The 19,313-nt window shown below is 66.2% G+C and carries 19 protein-coding genes; 6 read left to right on the plus strand and 13 right to left on the minus strand.

The window, feature by feature from the left end; all coding sequences use genetic code 11:
• Nucleotides 1–381: 381 nt before the first annotated feature.
• The gene (locus ACWGCN_RS03440; RefSeq protein WP_452458048.1) at nucleotides 382–2,037 is read right to left on the minus strand and encodes an FAD-binding dehydrogenase; all 1,656 of its coding nucleotides are present in this window, start codon (nucleotides 2,035–2,037) and stop codon (nucleotides 382–384) included.
• Nucleotides 2,038–2,215: 178 nt separating this feature from the next.
• On the opposite strand from ACWGCN_RS03440, the gene ACWGCN_RS03445 reads away from it, so the two are divergent.
• Nucleotides 2,216–3,553 (plus strand): M20/M25/M40 family metallo-hydrolase, encoded by a 1,338-nt coding sequence (locus ACWGCN_RS03445; RefSeq protein ID WP_452458049.1) that lies wholly within the window; start codon nucleotides 2,216–2,218, stop codon nucleotides 3,551–3,553.
• Between the two features lie 43 nt (nucleotides 3,554–3,596).
• Here the strand turns inward: ACWGCN_RS03445 and ACWGCN_RS03450 are convergent, their stop codons facing one another.
• Entirely contained in the window at nucleotides 3,597–4,313 is a 717-nt protein-coding gene (locus ACWGCN_RS03450) for a TetR/AcrR family transcriptional regulator (RefSeq protein WP_387447011.1), read from the minus strand.
• 266 nt (nucleotides 4,314–4,579) lie between these two features.
• Between ACWGCN_RS03450 and mbp1 the strand changes: the two genes are divergently transcribed.
• The 5 genes from mbp1 (at nucleotide 4,580) to ACWGCN_RS03475 (ending at nucleotide 8,860) form a co-directional block, all read left to right on the plus strand.
• On the plus strand, nucleotides 4,580–4,822 hold the full coding sequence (gene mbp1 / locus ACWGCN_RS03455; RefSeq protein WP_452458050.1) for a microaggregate-binding protein 1: 243 nt from the start codon (nucleotides 4,580–4,582) through the stop codon (nucleotides 4,820–4,822).
• A gap of 110 nt (nucleotides 4,823–4,932) precedes the next feature.
• A complete protein-coding gene (locus ACWGCN_RS03460; RefSeq protein ID WP_452458051.1) occupies nucleotides 4,933–5,373 on the plus strand; it encodes a hypothetical protein in 441 nt (146 codons plus the stop codon).
• A gap of 135 nt (nucleotides 5,374–5,508) precedes the next feature.
• Nucleotides 5,509–7,218 carry an alkaline phosphatase D family protein gene (locus ACWGCN_RS03465; RefSeq protein WP_452458052.1) on the plus strand — a complete coding sequence of 570 codons (1,710 nt, stop codon included), beginning with the start codon at nucleotides 5,509–5,511 and terminating at the stop codon, nucleotides 7,216–7,218.
• A 241-nt stretch (nucleotides 7,219–7,459) separates the two neighbouring features.
• Nucleotides 7,460–8,161: a histidine phosphatase family protein gene (locus ACWGCN_RS03470; protein WP_452458053.1), complete on the plus strand. Its 702-nt coding sequence runs from the start codon at nucleotides 7,460–7,462 to the stop codon at nucleotides 8,159–8,161.
• 255 nt (nucleotides 8,162–8,416) lie between these two features.
• On the plus strand, nucleotides 8,417–8,860 hold the full coding sequence (locus ACWGCN_RS03475; RefSeq protein WP_452458054.1) for an SRPBCC family protein: 444 nt from the start codon (nucleotides 8,417–8,419) through the stop codon (nucleotides 8,858–8,860).
• 45 nt (nucleotides 8,861–8,905) lie between these two features.
• Here the strand turns inward: ACWGCN_RS03475 and ACWGCN_RS03480 are convergent, their stop codons facing one another.
• From ACWGCN_RS03480 to ACWGCN_RS03530, 11 genes are all read right to left on the minus strand, one after another.
• Complete coding sequence (locus ACWGCN_RS03480) at nucleotides 8,906–9,640, minus strand: flavodoxin family protein (protein WP_449971299.1); 735 nt, start codon at nucleotides 9,638–9,640, stop codon at nucleotides 8,906–8,908.
• Between the two features lie 170 nt (nucleotides 9,641–9,810).
• Nucleotides 9,811–10,248: a VOC family protein gene (locus tag ACWGCN_RS03485; protein ID WP_452448696.1), complete on the minus strand. Its 438-nt coding sequence runs from the start codon at nucleotides 10,246–10,248 to the stop codon at nucleotides 9,811–9,813.
• Nucleotides 10,249–10,376: 128 nt separating this feature from the next.
• On the minus strand, nucleotides 10,377–11,246 hold the full coding sequence (locus tag ACWGCN_RS03490; RefSeq protein ID WP_452458055.1) for a CPBP family intramembrane glutamic endopeptidase: 870 nt from the start codon (nucleotides 11,244–11,246) through the stop codon (nucleotides 10,377–10,379).
• Complete coding sequence (locus ACWGCN_RS03495) at nucleotides 11,243–12,157, minus strand: alpha/beta hydrolase (protein WP_452458056.1); 915 nt, start codon at nucleotides 12,155–12,157, stop codon at nucleotides 11,243–11,245. Before ACWGCN_RS03495 ends, ACWGCN_RS03490 begins: the two co-directional genes overlap by 4 nt.
• A gap of 66 nt (nucleotides 12,158–12,223) precedes the next feature.
• Nucleotides 12,224–12,979, minus strand: a complete 756-nt coding sequence (locus ACWGCN_RS03500) for a helix-turn-helix transcriptional regulator (RefSeq protein ID WP_452458057.1) — start codon at nucleotides 12,977–12,979, stop codon at nucleotides 12,224–12,226.
• A 201-nt stretch (nucleotides 12,980–13,180) separates the two neighbouring features.
• Complete coding sequence (locus ACWGCN_RS03505; protein ID WP_452458058.1) at nucleotides 13,181–14,311, minus strand: zinc-dependent alcohol dehydrogenase; 1,131 nt, start codon at nucleotides 14,309–14,311, stop codon at nucleotides 13,181–13,183.
• Nucleotides 14,312–14,332: 21 nt separating this feature from the next.
• A complete protein-coding gene (locus tag ACWGCN_RS03510) occupies nucleotides 14,333–15,565 on the minus strand; it encodes an MFS transporter (RefSeq protein ID WP_452458059.1) in 1,233 nt (410 codons plus the stop codon).
• A gap of 194 nt (nucleotides 15,566–15,759) precedes the next feature.
• Nucleotides 15,760–16,644 carry an intradiol ring-cleavage dioxygenase gene (locus ACWGCN_RS03515; RefSeq protein ID WP_452458066.1) on the minus strand — a complete coding sequence of 295 codons (885 nt, stop codon included), beginning with the start codon at nucleotides 16,642–16,644 and terminating at the stop codon, nucleotides 15,760–15,762.
• On the minus strand, nucleotides 16,641–17,717 hold the full coding sequence (locus ACWGCN_RS03520) for a maleylacetate reductase (RefSeq protein WP_452458060.1): 1,077 nt from the start codon (nucleotides 17,715–17,717) through the stop codon (nucleotides 16,641–16,643). Before ACWGCN_RS03520 ends, ACWGCN_RS03515 begins: the two co-directional genes overlap by 4 nt.
• Nucleotides 17,717–18,115, minus strand: coding sequence for a nuclear transport factor 2 family protein (locus ACWGCN_RS03525; RefSeq protein WP_452458061.1), 399 nt, complete (start codon nucleotides 18,113–18,115; stop codon nucleotides 17,717–17,719). The genes ACWGCN_RS03520 and ACWGCN_RS03525 overlap by 1 nt, the downstream gene beginning before the upstream one ends.
• Nucleotides 18,112–19,002, minus strand: a complete 891-nt coding sequence (locus ACWGCN_RS03530; protein ID WP_378992819.1) for an NAD(P)-dependent oxidoreductase — start codon at nucleotides 19,000–19,002, stop codon at nucleotides 18,112–18,114. The genes ACWGCN_RS03525 and ACWGCN_RS03530 overlap by 4 nt, the downstream gene beginning before the upstream one ends.
• Nucleotides 19,003–19,313 lie beyond the last annotated feature (311 nt).

Below are 19,313 nucleotides of genomic sequence, written 5' to 3' on the forward strand. Positions count from 1 at the left end.
ATGTCATGAGGCCGACACCGGTGCACAGACTCCTGCTTCGGCGTGACGACTTCGTGATCAAGCGGCTTCCGCGCGTTCCCGGTCCGGTGTGAACCCCCTGCGGAACAACCGTTTCGCACACTGCGCTGCCAGCCACCTCAATTCAAGGTTCTGTCCACTGTCGGTCGGCGGCCAGCAGTTTCGGGTCTCCTCTGTCTGCCGCGACGGGCAGACTTTTCGGCTGCGGCGTACCTCAACCGCCTACCGGTCCGAGTTGATTCGCCCTGCTGAGCTGGGCGAATCGTGACGGTCAGCGGACCCGGTGAGAAGCCCTGCAATTGCCGACAGCTCCAACTCGCCTCGGCGGAGGGCCGAGACGAGTTCTTGCCGCGCCAGGTGGCCTCACAGCCGACCAGCGACCGCCCGGCCTGCGGCACGCCCGGAGAAGATGCATCCGCCCAGGAAAGTGCCCTCCAACGCGCGATACCCGTGCACTCCCCCACCGCCGAACCCCGCGACCTCACCAGCGGCGTACAGGCCCTCCACCACCGCTGCGTCCGGCCCCAGCACTCGCGACGAGAGGTCTGTCTCCAAGCCGCCCAGCGTCTTTCGGGTGAGCAGATGCAACCGGACGGCGATCAGCGGGCCTGCCTTGGGATCGAGCAGCTTGTGTGGTGCGGCCACTCGCGTGATTCTGTCGGGCAGGTAGGCACGCGCGGCACGGATCGCCGCGATCTGGAGGTCCTTGTTGAATGCGTTGCCGAACTCGCGATCCCGCGAGGTCACCTCACGTTTCACACTCGCGACATCGAGCACGTTGTCGCCTGCCAGCTCATTCATCCGACGCACCAGGTCGTCCAGGGTGTCCTCGACCACGAAATCGGCACCTCTGCGTTTGAACGCCTCGACCGGACCCGGCGCCCCCTTCTTCACCCTTTCCAGCAACAACCTGATGTTGCGGCCGGTCAGGTCAGGGTTCTGTTCCTGGCCGGACAGCGCGAACTCCTTCTCGATGATCTTCTGGTCCAGGACCAGCCAGGTGTAGTCGAATCCGGTCCGGTTGATGTGCTGCATCGTGCCGAGCGTGTCGAAGCCGGGGAACAGCGGTGGGGGGAGCCGCTTTCCGGTCGCGTCCAGCCACAGCGATGACGGTCCCGGACCGATGCGGATGCCATGGTTGGGCCACACCGGGTCGTAGTTGATGATGCCCTCGGTGTAGTGCCACATCCGGTCCCGGTTGATCACGCTCGCGCCCGCGGACTCCGAGATCGCCAGCATCCGACCGTCCACATGGGCGGGAACGCCGGCCAGCATGTGCTCGGGCGCGCGGCCCATGCGCGTGGGCCAGTTCTGCCGGATCAGCTCGCGGTTGTGCCCGATACCGCCGGAGGTGACGATCACCGCCTGCGCGCTGAACTCGAACTCGCCCACCGCTTTCCGCGACGACTCGACGCCTCGCGCTGCGTCCGAGGGCTCGAGGACGGTGCCACGCACACCGCTGACCGTGCCGCCGGTGACGACGAGTTCGTCGACCTGGTGGCGAAACCGGTAATCCACCAAGCCCTGGTCGACACCGGCCCGAACGCGAGACTCGATGATCTCGACGATCCGTGGCCCGGTTCCCCAGGTGATGTGGAAACGGGGCACCGAGTTGCCCGGCCCGTACGCGCCGTAGCCGCCCCGTTCCGCCCAGGCAACGACCGGAAACGCTTTCCAGCCGCGCTCGGCCAACCAACCGCGCATTTCACCGGCGGCGAATTCGACAAAGGCTTGCGCCCATGCGCGTGGCCATTTGTCCTCGCGCACGCGGTCGAATCCGGCATTGCCTATCCAGTCCTGGATCGCGAGGTCGTATGAGTCTTTGATGCCGACCCTGCGCTGCTCCGGACTGTTCACCAGGAACAGTCCGCCGAATGACCAGAATGCTTGGCCGCCCACATTGTTGATGTTCTCCTGCTCGACGACGAGCACCCGTTTGCCGGCGTCGACCAACTCAGCCGTGGCGACCAATCCGGCGAGTCCGGCTCCGACGACGATGACGTCAGCAGATTCGGTCATCTATTTACGGTAGCTCCGCCTCCCGAACCAAGGGAAGAGGTCCACCCCACGCACCGCCAGAACCCGGCGATATCGCCGTCGGTAGCCGCGGAACAGCGGTTGTGCACAATGTCGAGGTATAGGCTCGGAGCCGGGATAGACACACAGAGGGTGCATATTCTCGGGAGAGGACATCGGTATGCCGGAAGGCACCATCGACATCGACCGCGCGGTAATGCGGTTCGCCACCTTGCTACAGATCCCGACGGTCACCACCCAGGACGAGAAGGACACCGACTGGGCCCAATTCGTGACATTCCGCGAGACACTCGACACCCTGTACCCACTGATTGCCACAAAATTGCGCAAGCAGATCTTCGCCGACCACACGCTGGTCTACCACTGGGACACCGGGTCCACCGCGGACCCGATCGTGCTCATGGCGCACCAAGACGTCGTCTCCCCCGGCGATCCGGACGGTTGGACGCACCCGCCGTTCGCGGGCACCGTCGCGAACGGCGCGATCTGGGGCCGCGGCGCCATCGACGACAAAGGCCCGCTTGTCTGCATCTGCGAAGCCGTCGAAGACCTTCTCGCCCAGGCGTTCACACCCGATCGCGACGTCTATCTGCTGTTCGGGCACAACGAGGAAGTCGCCGGCGACGGCGTCCCCACCGTGGTGGAGTACTTCCGCCGACAGCACATCGTGCCCGGCCTGGTCATCGACGAGGGCGGCGGCGTGGCGGGGGACCTGTTCCCGATCAAGGAGAAGATCGCCGCGGTCGGCACTGCCGAAAAAGGCATGCTCGACCTCCAACTGTCCGCGGTAGACCCCGGCGGCCACGCCTCCATGCCCGGTAAGCATCCGGCGACCACCCGCATCGCACGTGCCCTGGTAAAGCTGGACAACTTCACCTTTCCACCCCAGCTCACGCCGCCGATCAGGGAGATGCTCGCCATCATCGGCGCACACTCCGGTGGCCCACTCGGCGCGGTGCTCGCACGAGCCGACAGGCTGCAGTGGCTGACCACCACCTTCATGACCCGTTCCGGTGCGCTGATGAACGCGATGATCCGCACCACCGCGGTGCCCACAGTGCTCGAAGGCAGCAAGGGCACCAATGTCATGGCCGAATCAGCGCGCGCGGTACTGAATATCCGCATCCTCACCGGGGAAACCGTCGCCGGAACCGTCGAACGCGTCCGCAAGCTGATCAACGACCCCGAAGTCCGCCTCGATATTCTCAATTCCTCCGAACCGACCCCGATCTCTCCCACCGAAGGTCCCGCGTTCGAACGGGTCGAACTGGCTGTAGCCGAAACATTTCCCGGCACGGTGACATCACCGTTTCTCGTTGTCGGCGCCAGCGACGCGCGCCACCTCGCCAAGATCAGCGACTATGTCTACCGCTTCTACCCTTTCGAGCTCGACGCCGAAGCACGGGGCCTCATCCACGCCACCGACGAGCGTCTCACCGTCGACGCGCTCGAACAGGGGATCCGCTTCTACGAGGCTGTCCTGCGCCGGAGCCACTGATTCATACCGATCCGACCGCGGCTACGGCATGTCGAACCACCACTCACGGGCGTTGTCGAGCGCGGCGCATCCCTTCGAGCCGATCGAGCAATGCCTCGAGAGATTCTTCGAATTCATCGGCCGAGCGGTTGGCTGCCAGGTGGCTCTGCAGGCGATAGACGTGGGGGTAGTCGGCCAGCTCCGATGATTCGTGCTGTCCGGGCTCGGCGGTGGTGATCGGGCTCAGCTCGACCCCCCTGGTTGCTACCTCGAGAAGGAGGTGGCCGAGCAGGAACGTCGCGAAAGACCGATAGATTTGGACTGCCTGACGATCGTCGAAGCCATAGTGGAGCATGGTTTCGAGGAAGGATTCCATCCAGTTCAGACTCCGCAGCGGCGGGCACAGCCAGGGCGCCTGCGGTGGGCTAGAGGCCATCAACGGGAAGACCTCGGGGTGCTCGATCGCGACGCGGCGCACGCCGTGCGCGAGGCGCTGCAGATACCCCTGCCAGCTGCCGCCCTCTTCGTCGGGCTCCATCAGGTTCTGCTCGTAGAGCTGGTCGACGAGATGATCGACCACACCGGCCAGCAGGTCGTCACGCCCGGAAACGTATCGATACAGGGCCATGGCTTCGACGCCCAGCCACGAGCCCAGACGGCGCATCGTGAGATGCCCCAGGCCTTCCTGGTCGATCAGCGCAATCGCTGATTCCAGGATCAGGACCCGGTCCAGGCGCGGGGCGCGTCGAGCGTCCCCGTCCCGTGAACCGTTGTCGCGCAGCTCGGCGCCCGAGTCGATCGTGTCCTCGCTCAGGGCAGAGCTCCTGTCAAAATCTTCCGGCTCTGGTACTCCACCACGCCGCCATAACCCCAGGGTACCGGGATGTTCCGGCCGATTTCAACGCACCCCGCCCTGCAGATTTCGACACAGTGGTTTACAAGGTAAACGGATATATGTTTATCTTGTAAACGGCAGTCGTGAGCTGCCGCACCCCGCGTTGCGCTCGCGTCACACGGGGACACGTTGGGCCGATCGAAGGGACAGTCGTGTCTGAGAACGACAGTGGAGTAGAGGCCGGAGTCAAAGGCGTCGTCGAGGGTGTGAAGGGCAAAGCCAAGGAAGTCACGGGTGCCGTGGTGGGCGACGACTCCTTGCTGCGCGAAGGCCGTGCACAGCAGGACAAGGCCGAGTCGCAGCGCGAGGTCGCGGAGAAGGAAGCCGAAGCCGAGAAGGCACGGCTGAAGGCATCGGCCAACGAAGCACGTCAGCGCGCCGCCGAGCAGGACTGACAGCTCGCGTATTCGGGCCCGGCCGGTGGACCGGCCGGGCCGGTCGGCTCAGCGATATGGGCGGGCCGTGATGACACGGGCCGTTCGGTTCGGAAATAGGGAGTGACGTGATGGAAAAGCCTGCGATGCTGCGGATGGACAGTGCCGCGCGAACGACACCGGGCTACTCCGACCGGCAATGGGCGGTGCGTGAGGCGGTGCTGAAATGGGCGCACAACGAAGATGTCCTCGACAACCCGGTGCCGGTCCTCGGCGCCTTCGTCGTCGGGGCGTCGGTCTGTTGGCCGGGAGAATCGCTGACCGAGGACGAGGTAGTTCGTGCGTCGCTGTGGTTGACGAGGATGGGGCTGTTCAACTCCATCGATCGCGACCCGGCATTCGGTCACCGCGCAACCATCTACCGCCCTCGGATCACCGCCGAAGGAATCCGCGTCGCGCGCGGCCCCGATGGAGTTCGCGGCGTTTCCTGGCCAGGCGTCATCATTCGCCCGCCCGATCGACCGATGCCGCCGCCGCGCGATCTCACTCCTCCCTCGCAGCCCACCGGGTAGACGTCAGCTGCCGCGCGCATCAGTTCGCCACGTGCTGACAGGATTTTGACCTGCGACCACCTGTCGAACCGGATTCAGTTCCGTAAGGGCAGAATGCCCCTGCTCGACAGCGGGTCCACGACATAGGCTGGACTGATGGCACGGCTGCCGGAATTCAGGAGCGAGCTGGTTCTGGGTCCGTTGCTGCGTCACGTCGGCGAAGGCGACGCCACCGTCTGGGTCGAGACCTCCGCACCATGCACCGTCGAGGTCCTCGGCCATTACGAGAACACCTGGACCATCGCCGGACATCACTACGCTCTCGTCCTGATCACGGGACTGGCGGCGGGTTCCGTCACGCGGTACGAGGTCAGCCTCAACGGCAAGCGCGTCTGGCCGCTGCCCGACGCCCCGTACCCGTCCGTCATTCGCACGCTCAGAGGCGACGCCGATCTGATCCTCGCCTTCGGCTCGTGCCGATTCGCCACACCGACCGCGACGCAGGACAACGACCACTTCGACGCCGACGCTCTCGACGCCTATGCGCGGCGAGCCATGCAACGCCCGCCCGAAGATCTGCCGGACGCATTGTTGCTGGTCGGCGACCAGGTTTACGCCGATGAGCTGTCCCCGGAGATCCTCCGTCGCATCGACGAGGTGCACGACCTCGACCAACCGCCGGGCGCCCAGATCCGCAACTTCGAGGAGTACACGTGGCTCTATTCCGAGTCATGGTCCGACCCGCAGGTGCGCTGGCTGCTGTCCACGGTGCCGTCGTCGATGATCTTCGACGACCACGACGTCATCGACGACTGGAACACCTCGACATCGTGGCGTGACGAGATCGAGGCCACCGATTGGTGGGAGGAACGCATCGTGGGCGCGTTGTCGTCGTACTGGATCTACCAGCACCTGGGCAACCTCTCGCCCGCAGCCCTGGCCGACGACGAGCTCTACCAGCGGATCCGATCCGAGGGCGGCGACTGCGCGGAGTTGCTCCGCGATTTCGCATCCGCAGCGGACGAAGAAGCCGACGGCGCCAAGGGAGCGCAATGGTCGTATCGCCGCGATCTCGGCACCACCCGGCTGCTCGTCATCGATTCCCGGTGCGGACGCATACTCGGCGGCGGCACGCGGTCGATGGTCTCCGAGCCCGAGTTCTCGTGGATCGAACGACAGACCGAGGGCGACTACGACCACCTGCTGGTGGGGAGCTCGCTCCCGTGGCTGCTGCCGCGTGCCCTCCACGACCTGGAGTCGTGGAATGAGCGCATGGCCTCAGGGGTCCGCGGCCGACGTGTGGCCGGATGGTCCGAAAGATTGCGGCGCTCAGCCGATCTGGAACATTGGGCCGCGTTCCGAGAGTCATTCGACCGGCTCGCCCAACTCGTCGCCCGCGTCGGGCGCGGACAGTGCAGCGGCCCGGAAGGACGGGCGCCCGCCACGATCTGCGTGCTGTCCGGCGACGTTCACCACGCCTATGCCGCGCAAGCGCAGTTCCCCGACGCCGTGAGGTCCCGGGTCTACCAGCTGACCTGTTCGCCGATGCACAACTACGTTCCGACCGCCATGAAGGCGATCTTCCGGGTCTCGTGGAGTCGGGCCGCCGAACGGGTGACGCGTTTCCTCCTGGACCGGGTGTCCACCGTTCCCCCGGTGTCGGTCGAGTGGAGTCGGGTCACCGGCCCCTTCTTCGGCAACCAGATAGCGACGCTGCATCTGCGCGGCCGGACCAGCCGCCTCGTGCTGGAGCAGGTGAGCACCGACGGCGGCCGTCCACATTTGACGACGGTCGCGGACGTGGTGCTGTCGGGTTGTGGAAATCGCCGTGCACACCGGATCGGCGGCATCGAAACGACCGGGTGAGCAGGTCGCGTGAGTCGACATGCCGCTCGCACCTCCGCTACCGGTGGTTTCGCCTGCGCGGTCCAGTACGCGAAAGCTCCCGATGAACGGGAGACCCCGTCTTTGATTCGGGCAAATAGCTGCTTCTGTGAGACGCGACACTCCGAATTCCGGTTCTTCGACATACCGGAATTGGCGTTCGCCACAATGAAAGGCATTCCCACCCATGCGAATCCGACCTCTTCGATTGTCCCTTGCTGTGATGGCGGTCGCGGCCACAACCGCTACCACCGGCGTCGCGTCCGCCGATATCGACTTCGGCAGTTCCGGCAGCAGTTCCGGCAGCAGCGGCGACATGGTCATCACCCTGGTGCGCCATGCCGAGTCCCTCGGTAACACCTCCGGCCTGATCGACACCAAGGTGCCCGGACCCGACCTGACCTCACGCGGCCGGTCACAGGCAGACAATCTGGCCATCCAGCTGGGCGACAAGAACTACGACTGCGCCTTCGCGTCCACCATGGTGCGTACCGAGCAGACCGCGGCACCGACCGTCGCCAAGCAGGACCTGAGTCTCGACATTCAGCCCGGTTTCCGGGAGATCGAGGCAGGCCAGTACGAGGGCACCCCGGAGGCCGAGGCGATGTCCGGTTACCTACAGGCGCCGATCAAGTGGCTCTCCGGCGACCTGAGCGCACGGATTCCAGGCTCCATCGACGGCAACGAGTTCGACGGCCGCGTCGATCAGGCACTGCTCGATGTGCAGCGCCGCGGCTGCGCCAACCCGGTGATCTTCTCGCACGGCGGCACCATCATGTTCTGGTCGATGATGAACGCCGCCAACGCCGACAAGAGCAAACTCGGCACCGATCCGATGCGCAACGGCGGCCGCGTCGTCCTCGAGGGCAGCCCGCAGAAGGGCTGGAAGATTGTCGAGTGGGTCGGCCACCCGGACCTGGGCTGATTCACCCTTCCGTGCCCCGGATGCCACCGACACAATCGATGGCACCGGGGCACGGTCATCTCTCAGCACATGAGCGCCCGTGGCGCAGTCGTCCACCGCGGCGGGGCACTGGCATAGTCAGGGAAGCGCCGGCCGAGCGCACGGTCGACAGCGCTGATGCTCGCGCGACGGTCACCGCCGAAGCGCAACCACCCGCGCCAGCGATACCCGTCCCGGTCCAGGCCGGACCGTGGTGAACCGAAGGGATTTCTGTCCATGACCGTCGTGAAAGTGCAACGCAGCATCGACGCCCCGATCGGAGCGGTGTTCGACGCCTACACCGACCATGCGGCGCTGGCGCTGGTGCCCGGCATCGTGTCGGCCACTGTGGTCCGGCCCGGCGACACCGAACCGAACGGGCTCGGCGCGATCCGCGAGGTGAACGCCGGCATCGCCTGGTTCCGGGAGGAGATCACCGCCTTCGACCGGCCCGTCCTGATGGAGTACAGGATCCGCAAGGCGCGGCCACCGTTGCAGCACAAACTCGGCCGTGTCGAGTTCGAGTCGACCTCGCCAGGCACGACCCTTGTCACTTGGACGTCGGAGTTCGATTCACCCGTGCGAGGTATCGGATTCGTGTTCGGTCCCGCCGGCAAACTCATCGCCTCGGCCGGGTTCAGCTGGGTCTTGAAATGTCTCGACAACCGCATCGGGTCCTGACTGTCACCAGCGTCGCGGATCCGGATCCCAGTTCCTCGGCGTGATTCATCGGTGCTCCGGATTGTCGAAGTCGGGCCTGCATCCGGCGTCCCACTCGCTGCGCTGGTTTCCGAAGGCCGGGATTCCGCCGTTGCGCCGCAGCATGGCCGCCACGTGCATGAGGTTGAAGGTCATGAACGACGTATTGCGGTTGGTGAAATCGTTGTCCGGTCCGCCCGAATCCGGATCGAGATAGGACGGACCCGGACCGACCGACCCGATCCATCCGGCATCAGCCTGCGGCGGAATGGTGTACCCGAGGTGCTGCAGGCTGTAGAGGATATTCATCGCGCAGTGCTTGATACCGTCTTCGTTACCGGTGATCAGACACCCCGCTGCCCGCCCGTAGTAAGCGTATTGACCGGCATCGTTGAGCAGCGACGAGCATCCGTAGAGGCGTTCGATCACCCGTTTCATCACCGAACTGTTGTCGCCCAGCCAGATCGGGCCGCACAGAACCAGGATGTCGGCGTCGAGCACGCGCGAGAAGATCTGCGGCCATTCATCGGTCGGGGCTCCGTGCTCGGTCATGTCAGGCCACACTCCGGTCGCGATATCGTGGTCGACCGCGCGCAGCTCCTCGACTTCGACACCGCGCCGACGCATGATCTGCGCACTCAACCGCACCAGCCCGTCGGTATTGCTGGGCTCGGGCGAACGTTTGAGCGTGCAATTGATGAACAGCGCGCGCAGATCGTCGAAGCGCGGGCCCGGTTCGGTCACCGCCTCGGGCCCGGTCATCGCCTCGGCCCGACTCGAAGGCCGAGCACCCGGCAGAGCAGTGGGCGGTGGTGGTCGCGGGGGTTGTGGTGCGGCACTGGTGCTCCCATCTCTTTGGTGTGACTGTTCGATCACCCGAGTCGCTGGAGCGCGGCGGATTTCGTCGCGAACGAGCGACGGCAGCGTGTCGGTCAGTCGGCGAAGATGCCTTTCAGCATCCCGGTGGCCTGACCGACCTCGATCAGGTAGCCATCGGGGTCGCGCAGGTAGCACCGTAGTTCGGCCTTGCGGTCCAGCGGCTCGGTCAAGAACTGTGCGCCTTTGGCGGTGACGTCGGCATAGAAAGCGGCGATGTCGGCGACCCGCACGTTGAGAAACGACGAGACCACCTCGCCGGCCGTCGGCGGTGCCAGCGTGATGTCGGGCTTGTCCGGGGTTGGTCCACCGCCGGGATTCATGATGATCCAGCTGTTGGCGACCTTGACGATAGCCGGATTTTCCGCGAGAACGACCTGGCCGCCGAGGATGTCGGCGTAGAAATCGCGCGAGCGGACCACATCGCGCACGGTCAGGAAATGGGTGAGGATCAGACCCTGTTCGGGTGCGGGGAGGTCTGGGCGACTGGTCACGAGGGCTCCTTCGGTTCGAGTTACCGTGCGCGTTCCCACTACCGATCTGTTGACACACTCGCTGCGCCGCGGTGCGACCAGCGACTGCCCGGCCCCGCCTGGGAACGACGCGCACGCCGCAGGCTTGGTCAGGGCCGCTGGGATACCCGCTCTTCGCCGCCGCCGCGCTGTGGAAGTGGGCGAGCTTCAACGGCTCCCTGGACGACCAGCGCCGGGCTCGTGCGCATCAGCCACAGCGCAGCGGCGAGCGTCAGCACCCAGCCGATCACTTCGATGAGCAGATGATCTGTCGCATCGGGAACGGATTGCAGCAGGTACACCCGGACGCTGTTGATCGCTCCGTGCGTCATGACTGCCGGCCAGACACTCCCCGACCGCCGGCGAAGTGCTAGAAGCAGCGGCGCCCACGGCAGCATGCCCGCGAAATAGATGACGATGTCCCACGGTGGGCGGTCTCCGATGACGGCGAGCACCGGCAGGTGCCAGACGATCCAGACCACACCACTGACAAGGGCCAGCGGCCAGAATCCCCATGACGCGGCGCGGGTCGCCAGCCAGCCGCGCCAGCCGAACTCCTCTCCGACAGCGAAGACCGACTGCAGGAGGAAGACCGGAACGACCCATACTGTCGCCGCCAAGATCTGGTCGAGCGGGTTGAGCGGCCAGATCCCCGATGACAGTGCGATGCAGGCCTGGATGGCGGCGATCGCGGTGATGAGGCCGATGCCGATGCCTGACCACTTGGGTGTGCCGCGCCACCCGGTGGCGAAAGTTTCGCCGAACGTTCCGGGTCGTCGGGCGAGCCACATGATGATCGCCGCGAGCAGCGGGGTCATTTGCAGGATCGGAACGATCAGGTTGTCGAAGTCCGTGGAGACCAGCCGAAAGACCATCGGAACGGACAGCGTGTAGCACAGCACGATGGCGATCGCGAAGAACCACGCGACTTCGAGGAAATTCGATCCGGTAGCACTACCGCGCGCACGGACTGTCGTCATGACTGCTCCTCCTCGCGCTCGGTGCGCGGGTCGATGGGCTGGACCGGTACCACCGGCGCCTGGCCGGCGAAGGCCGCCAGCGTCCGGTCGATCCATGCGATGACGTCGGCCAGGATGGCCGGCCCCTCGGCTTCCTCCTCCAACCCGTGGTAGACGCCCGGACAGGTCCTCAGCGTCGCCGACGACACGAGGTCGACCACCCGGCGGCTGGCGGAGAGCGGATTGATCAGATCGGCGTCGCCATGAACCACGAGTAGTGGTACGGCGACTCGGGTGGCAGCCGATGCCACGCGATCCATCTGTGCCAAGACATCGATCGCGAAGCGTGCGGTCGCTCGCCCATGGACCAAGGGATCGGCGTACCGTTCGGCGACGACGCCGGGGTCGCGATTGACACGCTCGAACCGCAGCCCGTTCGGCAACGTCAGGGTGGCGAAGGCGCCGCCGAGGCTCCTGACCACGGCCACCTTCAGCCGCCGATTCCGCAGCTCCGAGTCGAAAGCGGGTCCGGTCACCACCACCGCTGCCACGTCCGTCCCCGGCCGGTCCGCTGCGTAGAGGAACGCGTAGAGCCCGCCCAGGCTGTGGCCGTACAGCACGACCGGCGCGCCGCCCGTTCGCGCACGCTCGTGTGCGATGAGAAGGTCCACGGCCCGCGCCGTCGACTGGTATCGGACGTCGCCGCGGCGTCCTTCGGATCGCCCGAATCCTTCGTAGTCCATGGCAAGCACGGAGAAGCCGGCCGCGGTGAACAACCGAGCCGTGCTGTCGTAGCGGGCGGCGTGCTCGCCGAGACCGTGCATGATGACGACACTGGCCCGCGCGGGCCCGCTCGGGACCCAGTGGAGTGAGGTGAGTCGGGGGCCGCCGTCGTCCGGTGTGAAGGAGTCGAAGATGGGTGATGTGTTCACGAGCAGTTCCTTTCGGGTCTGCTCGAGCCTCGCCGCTTCGCCTCGGTCCAGGATTGGACCAACCTGCTAGGTCGGCAGGATCTCCCAGCGGATCGTGCTGAACGCGGTGGGAGGGCCGCCGAAGGTTCGGCGACACGTCCTCGTGAGATGGGAGCTGTCGGTGAACCCCGCCAGGTGAGCCGCATCGGTGAGCGTCCGGCCCTGCGCGACCGCTGCGGTCGCCCGGAGCAGCCGGAGCCATCTCACGTAGGCCCGGAAGGTGATTCCGAGGTCCTGGGCGAAGAGATGGGACAGCCGGCTCTCCGACAGATGAACGGTCGCGGCGAGGTCGCGAAGCCGGATGGGTCGTGAGTCCAGCTCGGTCTGAAGGTGGCTGCGCGCGGCAGCGACTCCCGGATGAAGCGGGTGCGAGGTGTTTCCGGGAGAGCGCAGGCGCCCCTCGACGTACGCGCTGTGCCCCTTGACCAGGGTCTGTCCCGCGTGATCCCAGGCACGAGCGTGGGACGGATCGTCGACCAGCTCGATCAGCTCGGCACCCAGAGATGACTCGGGCTCGACGTGCGCCACGACGCCCCAGGCGCCGGCGGCGCTGAACGCGTGCGACTGATCGGCGGGAACGATCGCCGCGTTCGTACGTCGCTGACGGCCCTGGAGATCCTCGATGACGAACGTTCCCTCGTGGGCGACGGCCACCTGCACGGAGTGGTGAGAATGTCCCGGCAAACTTCCCAGCGGACCCTCGATCTCGAGTACACCGGGACGCAAGCGCCCTGTGCCGGACCACCGTGAGATCAACGGCTGTCGCTCGTCGGACGCGTGCATCGGCTGAAATATACGTGGCACGGGAGCGCTCCGACACGGCCGCGAAACGGCGGCCCTGAATCGTCACCATGGATGGCCATCTGACGGGTGCGAGGCGGACTGATTCTGGCCGCCAGCGATCGAGTCGATCTGCCTGCCATCCCTGCGGGTCCGCCGCCACGCCGGGGCCTTGACCCCGGCGCAAAGCTTGTGCGGAACCGGTCACGCGCCAGGATCGATAAGGATCTTGCCTTCCACCTGCCCGGCGGCGAGCCGATCCAGTGATGCGCCCAGATGCGCGAGTCCTACCGGGGTTTCGGCGAATTCGGTGCCGAGCAGCGGGTCTGCCGCGAGGATGTGCAATGCGGCGGGGAGGTCGGTGTCGCAGACGTGGGCCAGCGTCGTGTCGAGGGTGATCTCGCGGAAGATCATCGAGTGCATGTCGAGGGCGGGCTTGTCCTTGGGGATGCCGACGGCTTGGACACGGCCGCCGTCGATGACCATCTCGAGTGCCGCCGCCAGCTGGCCGGGCGCCCCGCTTGCCTCGATCACGACGTCGGGTTTGCGGCCGTCGAGTGCGTCGGTGACATCGGCGGCGACGGACTCCGACGGAGCGAGGGTGCGATCGGCGCCCAGACGTTGCGCGCGGTCGAGGCGGCTGCCGGGGAAATCGATGACGGTGATGTCGAACTCGCCGAGGTGTCGCAGACCGGCGAGGACGAACGAGCCGATCGCGCCGGCACCGATGATGACGACGTTGTCGCCCTCGCGCGCACCGGACCGACGAGCCGCATGGATGCCGACAGACAGGGGTTGGGCGAGTCCGGCGTGGTCCAGGGACAACCCGGTGGGCAACGGACGCAGTGTCTTCGTCGGGACGGCGACGAATTCGGCCATCCCGCCGTGGACGTTCAGCCCGAGGGTTCGGTACCGCGTGCACTGGTTGGTTCGGCCTTCGCCACATCGTCGGCACTTGCCGCACCAGACACCGGCGCCACTGGCGACCAGGCTGCCCTCGGTGAGGCCGGAACCCGGGTCGGCTTCGACGATCTCGCCGACGAATTCGTGGCCGGGGATGATCGGGCCGAGGTGCCCGCTGTGGGGGTGGCGGCGTTGCACGGGAAAGGTTTTCGGTCCGGCGGTCCACTCGGAGGCGTCGGTCCCGCAGATTCCCGAGCGCAGCACCCGCAGGAGTGTTTCCCCGGTGCCCGGAGCGGGGATGTCGACTTCTTCGAGTCGGATATCGCGGGGGCCGTAGTAGACGGCGGCTTGCATCGTCGATGGCACAGCAGTGTCTTCCTCGTCGAGATGGTGGACAGGGTTCGGATGACGACAGATGGTCTGGGTCGCCATGGGCGACCCAGACCATTGGTGTCACACCTTGACGGGTTCTCCGTCACGTGGGTCGGTAACCGTTTGGGCGACAACGTCATCGGTGACAGTGCTGCCGCGGGGCAGGAACAACGCCACCACCGCGGCGAGGCCGAAGAAGCCCGCGCACACGATGAGACCACCCTGGAATCCGATGCTCGCCGCCAGTCCGGCCAGAGCGAACGGCGCCAGCGCCGACACACCACGGCCGACGTTGAAGCAGAAGCCGGCACCGGTCGCGCGGGCCCTGGTCGGGAACAGTTCCCCGAGGTAGGAGCCGAACAGGCCGAAGAAGGCGGTGAACGCGCCGAACAGCGGTCCCATCCACAGCAGGGCGGTTTCCTGGGTGGTGAGTGCGTAGATCGGCAGGGTCAGCGTGACACCGAGCAAGGTGATGATGATCGTCCGGTGACGGCCGATGTGATCGGCGAGGTAGCCGAACCCGTTGTAGCCGACGAACATTCCCAGATTCAGCATCGTGATGAACAGCGCGACCGAGGTCGTAGCCAGACCACGCTCAGTGGTGAGGTAGGTGGGCAGCCAGGTCATCGAGCCCCAGTAGCCGAACAGCGCGAGAGCCGCCATGAGGGTGCCGAGCAGTGTCCTGCGGCGCAGGGAGGAACCCAGGACATCGCGCACAGAGACGACATCGTTGGCGTTGTCGGCCTTTTGAGCTGCCCAGGTGGCGGATTCGGAGAAGAAGATCGCGACGATCGCGATCGGCAGTACGACCGCACAGCCCGACACCAGGAACATCAGTCGCCAATCCGGCAGGAACCAGCCCGAGATCGTGGCTGCCATCGCACCACCGGCGGGGAAGGCGCTGATCACGAATGCGGCTGCTCGACCACGGTGCTTTTCGGGCCACGTCTCGACCACGTAGGCCGAGACCACGCTCCAGACAGCGCCGAGCCCGATACCGGCGAGGAACCGCAGCAGCAGGAAGATCTCATAGCTCGGAACCACGTAGATCGCCGCGGTGAAGATGCCGAAGATGCTCAGCGCGGCGAGCAGTGCCTTCTTGCGCCCGAAGTTGTCGGCCACATAGCCGCCGAGGACGCTGCTGACACCGATGCCGACCAGGGTGGCGGTCGCCAGCAGGCCGCCCTGGGTGATCGTGATGCCCAGATCCTTACGGATGGACAGTAGCGCCATGGAAAGTAGGACGATTTCCAAAGCGTCGAACAGGTAGGCGAGGAAACACCCGCCGAGCACGATCCAACGTGTACGTCGCATCGTTGTACCTCCAGTGTGAGCTGCTGGGGGTCGTGCCCGGGCAGCAGTGATCTTCGAATTGCAGGGAACGGGTGTTCGCTGCACGGGTGGAACCGGCACCGAGTCATCGCCTGCCGGTGTGTAATCCGGCGTAAGGCATGGCGGTGCCGTTCGATCCGGACCTCGACGGGTCCGGTCGTGTGTGTGACGGGGCGCTAGCTGCCGTCGTGGGTGGCCAGCACCAGGTCGAACGTGATGCTCGTCCAGCCGTCCGGCGGATGCGTCCCGTCAGGAGCGGTGGTGTCGGCGTGGTGGACGGCCTCGACGACGAGGTTCTCCTTCACTCCGAACACCGCGTCGCAGTCGAGGTAGGGGTCGCCCGCGACGAAGATATGGGTGATCAGGGGCCGGAAATCCGGTGCGGTGACCATGTAGTGCAGATGCGCGGGGCGCATCGGGCCGCGGGCGGTGGCGGTCAGCAGGTCGCCGACCGGGCCGTCGTGGGGAATCGGATACGGCGCGGGCAGTACCGACCAGAATCGGTACTCGCCGTTCGCACCCGAGCGCAGCCAGCCGCGACCGGCCGAGCGGTCGTCGGTGTACTGGACGTCGTAGAAGCCGTCGGAGTCGGCTTCCCACACTTCGATGCGCGCCCCCTCGATCGGTTCGCCACCGGTGGTGCGCACCTGGCCCGAGACGTAGCAGGGTAGGCCCTTCGCGCCGCGGGCGATATCGCCTCCGAGCGGAATCTCCGGTGCGGAATCGACGAAGAACGGACCGAACACCGTCGACTCGGTAGCGCCGGGCTCGGCGGGTTCGTTGATGGCGACCGTGAGCATCGACAGGCCGAGCACATCGGAGAGCAGAATGAATTCCTGACGCCGACTGTCGGTGATATGTCCTGCGCGAGTGAGGAATTCGATAGCCGACTCCCACTCGTGTTCGGTGAGCCGAACGTCGCGGGCGAAGGCGTGCAGGTGGCGCACGAGACTGTGCATCACTTCGCGCAGCCGAGGATCGGGGGTGGCGTCGAAGCTGGCCAGCACCTCCTCGGTGACGGCTTGTTCCTTGTCGACGGCGGTAGCCGGGTCGCCGCTCATGCCGTCGGCCCGGCGGGTTCGGATCCCGCCCACGCGCCGTGCAGGATCGCACGGAGTCCGTCCGGAGTGACGGGTGTGGGGTTGTCGGCGGGAGCGATCGCCAGGATGTCGTCGATCACGTCGTCGATGCCGGACTCGTCCATGCCGAGCTCACGTAGCCCCGCCGGTACACCGACCTCACCACCCAGTTCACGCAGTCCGGCGACGATGTCGACTCGCCCGAGCGCACGACCGATACGGTCGGTGGCCTCGCTCGCGTTGGGAGCGTTGTAAGCCAGTACGTAGGGCAGCACGATGGCGTGGGTGTGGGCGTGGGGCAGGTCGAACGCCCCGCCGAGGACGTGGCAGATCTTGTGGTGCAGCCCGGATCCGGCGACGGCGAACGCCGATCCGGCCAAATAAGCGCCGAGCAGTAGTTCACCGCGACTGGCCAGGCCGGTCGGGGTGGACGCGATGGTGGTCAGCCCGTTCACCAAGTGACGGATGCCGTCTTCGGCGACCGCGCTGGACACCGGGCTTCGCCGTGGCGCCCAGAAGGCCTCGACACAGTGCGCCACCGCGTTGAGTCCACTGGCGACCGAAAGTTCCACCGGCAGAGAAAGAGTCAGCTCCGGGTCGTAGACGACGGTCTTGGGCATCACCCGCCGATCGGTCCCGGTGGTCTTGCGCCCCCGCTCGGTCAGACCCCACACCGGGGTGACTTCGGAGCCGGCATAAGTCGTCGGCACAGCGAGCACCGGCAGACCGGTGGTCAGGGCGACGATCTTGGCCGTTCCCGTCGTCGAGCCGCCGCCCACCGACAGCACCACGTCGGCGTCGGCGTCGAGTGCGACCTTGCGGGCGAGCTCGGCGACCTCGGCGGGCACATGGGGACGGACCTCGGAGAAGGTCGCGACCACCCGATCGGCGAACGGTGCGCACAGCTGTGTCGCGGTGCCGTTCTCGGCATCGGTGGCGATGAGCAGCACGCGGCCCGCGCCGAGCAGGTCGAGCTCGGTGAGCAACTTGGTGCGCGCGGCACCGGCGCCGAAGACGACCCGGCCCGGCAGACCGTCATAGGTGAACTGGGTCATCAGATCGCTCCCGGGATGACCGTGGGTCCGTAGCCCAGCAGCAGCCACCGATCGCCGTCGCGCACCCAGACCGCGAGCGCGCTGTTGGCGAGTTGTTTGCGCACCCCACCGGCGGTGATGTCGGCGCGCATCTCACCGGAGACCAGTACGGTGTCGCCGACGACGACGATCTTGTGTACCGGGTGCTCGATCCGGTGGTAGACGTAGAAGCCGGTGCGCAGTTTCTCCAGGTAGCTGTCGAGGGTGTCGACCACGGCGTTGGAGTGCGTGTAGAGCAACTCGGGGTGCGCGAAGGCGGCGAAGCCTTCGATGTCGCCTGCCACCACCGCGGCGTAGCGAGCGTGTTCGAGCGAGCGGATGGTCGATTCGATCTCAGCCGTGGCGAGAGTATCGGTCATGAGAGGGCTCCGGTCTGTGGTGCGGTGGACAGGGTTTCACGCAACATCACGCCGTTGCGGCGGCGCAGGACGGTGAGGACCTCGGCCATGTCGGCCTGACCCAGCCCGGTGGCCACGGCATCGTCGAGTACGGCGAACGCGGCTTCGGACCCGGGCAGAATCAGCCGGTGACTGTGGGCCAGCGCGAGAGCCAGGCCGAGGTCCTTGCGGATCAGCGATACCGGCGCCGCGACCGGGGTCGACTCCGGCGCGAGGTAGGCCTGCTGCTTGTAGCCGACATACGGGGCGCCCGCCGCGCTGTTGCGCAGGATGTCGTAGAACGTGGCAGGGTCGAGGGCACCGGCTTCGGCGAGCAGAAGTCCTTCTGCGACAGCCTGACTCAGCCCGGCCAGGACCGCGTTGACCGCGAGTTTGGCCGTGGACCCCGAGCCGACCGGTCCGGCGTGGAACTGGGCGGTGGTCATCGCGGCCAGGACCGGTCGTGCCCGCTCGAACTGTTCGGGCGTGGCGCCGACCATCGTGGTGATGGCGGCGGTTTCGGCCATCGACACACTGCCCGACACCGGCGCATCGATCACCGCTAGGTGCGGCAGGTCGGCGAGTTCGCGCACGACCTCAGGGCCGACGGTACCCATCACGATGTGCAGGTGGCCGGGCGCGACAGTGCGCAGACCCTCGATCACCAGGCCCCGCGTGGATTCACCATCGGGCAGCATGCTGATCGTCAACGCGGCGGCGGCCAGCGCGTCGGGGAAGTCGGCGAGACCGACCCCCTCGGGCGCTTGCTCGACATGGGGGTCATAGGCGAGAACGGTGTGCCCTGCCGCGGCCAGGTGGGCGGCCATCGGCCTGCCCATTCGGCCCAGGCCCGCGAATCCGATCAGCACGTCCCCTCCCCCGCTACGCAGACGGTCGCCGCGAATCGGTGAGCGGTGGTGAGAGGCGGAGAAAAGCAGGTCGACCGAAGTCGCGCAATCGGGAAAGACACGAGTCTCCTTCGTCGTCGATGACGGGGAACGGGGCTGAAGCCACCGTGAATGTGTTCAGTATCATTAAACATATAGAGAGTGATGTCAACCACGGAACAACGGTCGCCACATCGAGGAGACTCGCCGCCGATGTTCTAACCACCGAGAACATGCACCTCGGGAGGCAAGTTTCCCGCGAAACAGCACGTCGAGACGGGACTATCCGAATC

It is taken from the genome of Nocardia sp. NPDC055050 (genome assembly GCF_053608345.1).

Excerpts from the sequence above, each read along its gene's own strand:
- ACWGCN_RS03440 (WP_452458048.1), bottom strand. The coding sequence starts at position 2,037 with ATGACCGAATCTGCTGACGTCATCGTCGTCGGAGCCGGACTCGCCGGA.
- ACWGCN_RS03445 (WP_452458049.1), top strand. The coding sequence starts at position 2,216 with ATGCCGGAAGGCACCATCGACATCGACCGCGCGGTAATGCGGTTCGCC.
- ACWGCN_RS03460 (WP_452458051.1), top strand. The coding sequence starts at position 4,933 with ATGGAAAAGCCTGCGATGCTGCGGATGGACAGTGCCGCGCGAACGACA.
- ACWGCN_RS03465 (WP_452458052.1), top strand. The coding sequence starts at position 5,509 with ATGGCACGGCTGCCGGAATTCAGGAGCGAGCTGGTTCTGGGTCCGTTG.
- ACWGCN_RS03470 (WP_452458053.1), top strand. The coding sequence starts at position 7,460 with ATGGCGGTCGCGGCCACAACCGCTACCACCGGCGTCGCGTCCGCCGAT.
- ACWGCN_RS03475 (WP_452458054.1), top strand. The coding sequence starts at position 8,417 with ATGACCGTCGTGAAAGTGCAACGCAGCATCGACGCCCCGATCGGAGCG.
- ACWGCN_RS03480 (WP_449971299.1), bottom strand. The coding sequence starts at position 9,640 with ATGACCGGGCCCGAGGCGGTGACCGAACCGGGCCCGCGCTTCGACGAT.
- ACWGCN_RS03490 (WP_452458055.1), bottom strand. The coding sequence starts at position 11,246 with ATGACGACAGTCCGTGCGCGCGGTAGTGCTACCGGATCGAATTTCCTC.
- ACWGCN_RS03500 (WP_452458057.1), bottom strand. The coding sequence starts at position 12,979 with ATGCACGCGTCCGACGAGCGACAGCCGTTGATCTCACGGTGGTCCGGC.
- ACWGCN_RS03505 (WP_452458058.1), bottom strand. The coding sequence starts at position 14,311 with ATGGCGACCCAGACCATCTGTCGTCATCCGAACCCTGTCCACCATCTC.
- ACWGCN_RS03510 (WP_452458059.1), bottom strand. The coding sequence starts at position 15,565 with ATGCGACGTACACGTTGGATCGTGCTCGGCGGGTGTTTCCTCGCCTAC.
- ACWGCN_RS03515 (WP_452458066.1), bottom strand. The coding sequence starts at position 16,644 with ATGAGCGGCGACCCGGCTACCGCCGTCGACAAGGAACAAGCCGTCACC.
- ACWGCN_RS03520 (WP_452458060.1), bottom strand. The coding sequence starts at position 17,717 with ATGACCCAGTTCACCTATGACGGTCTGCCGGGCCGGGTCGTCTTCGGC.
- ACWGCN_RS03525 (WP_452458061.1), bottom strand. The coding sequence starts at position 18,115 with ATGACCGATACTCTCGCCACGGCTGAGATCGAATCGACCATCCGCTCG.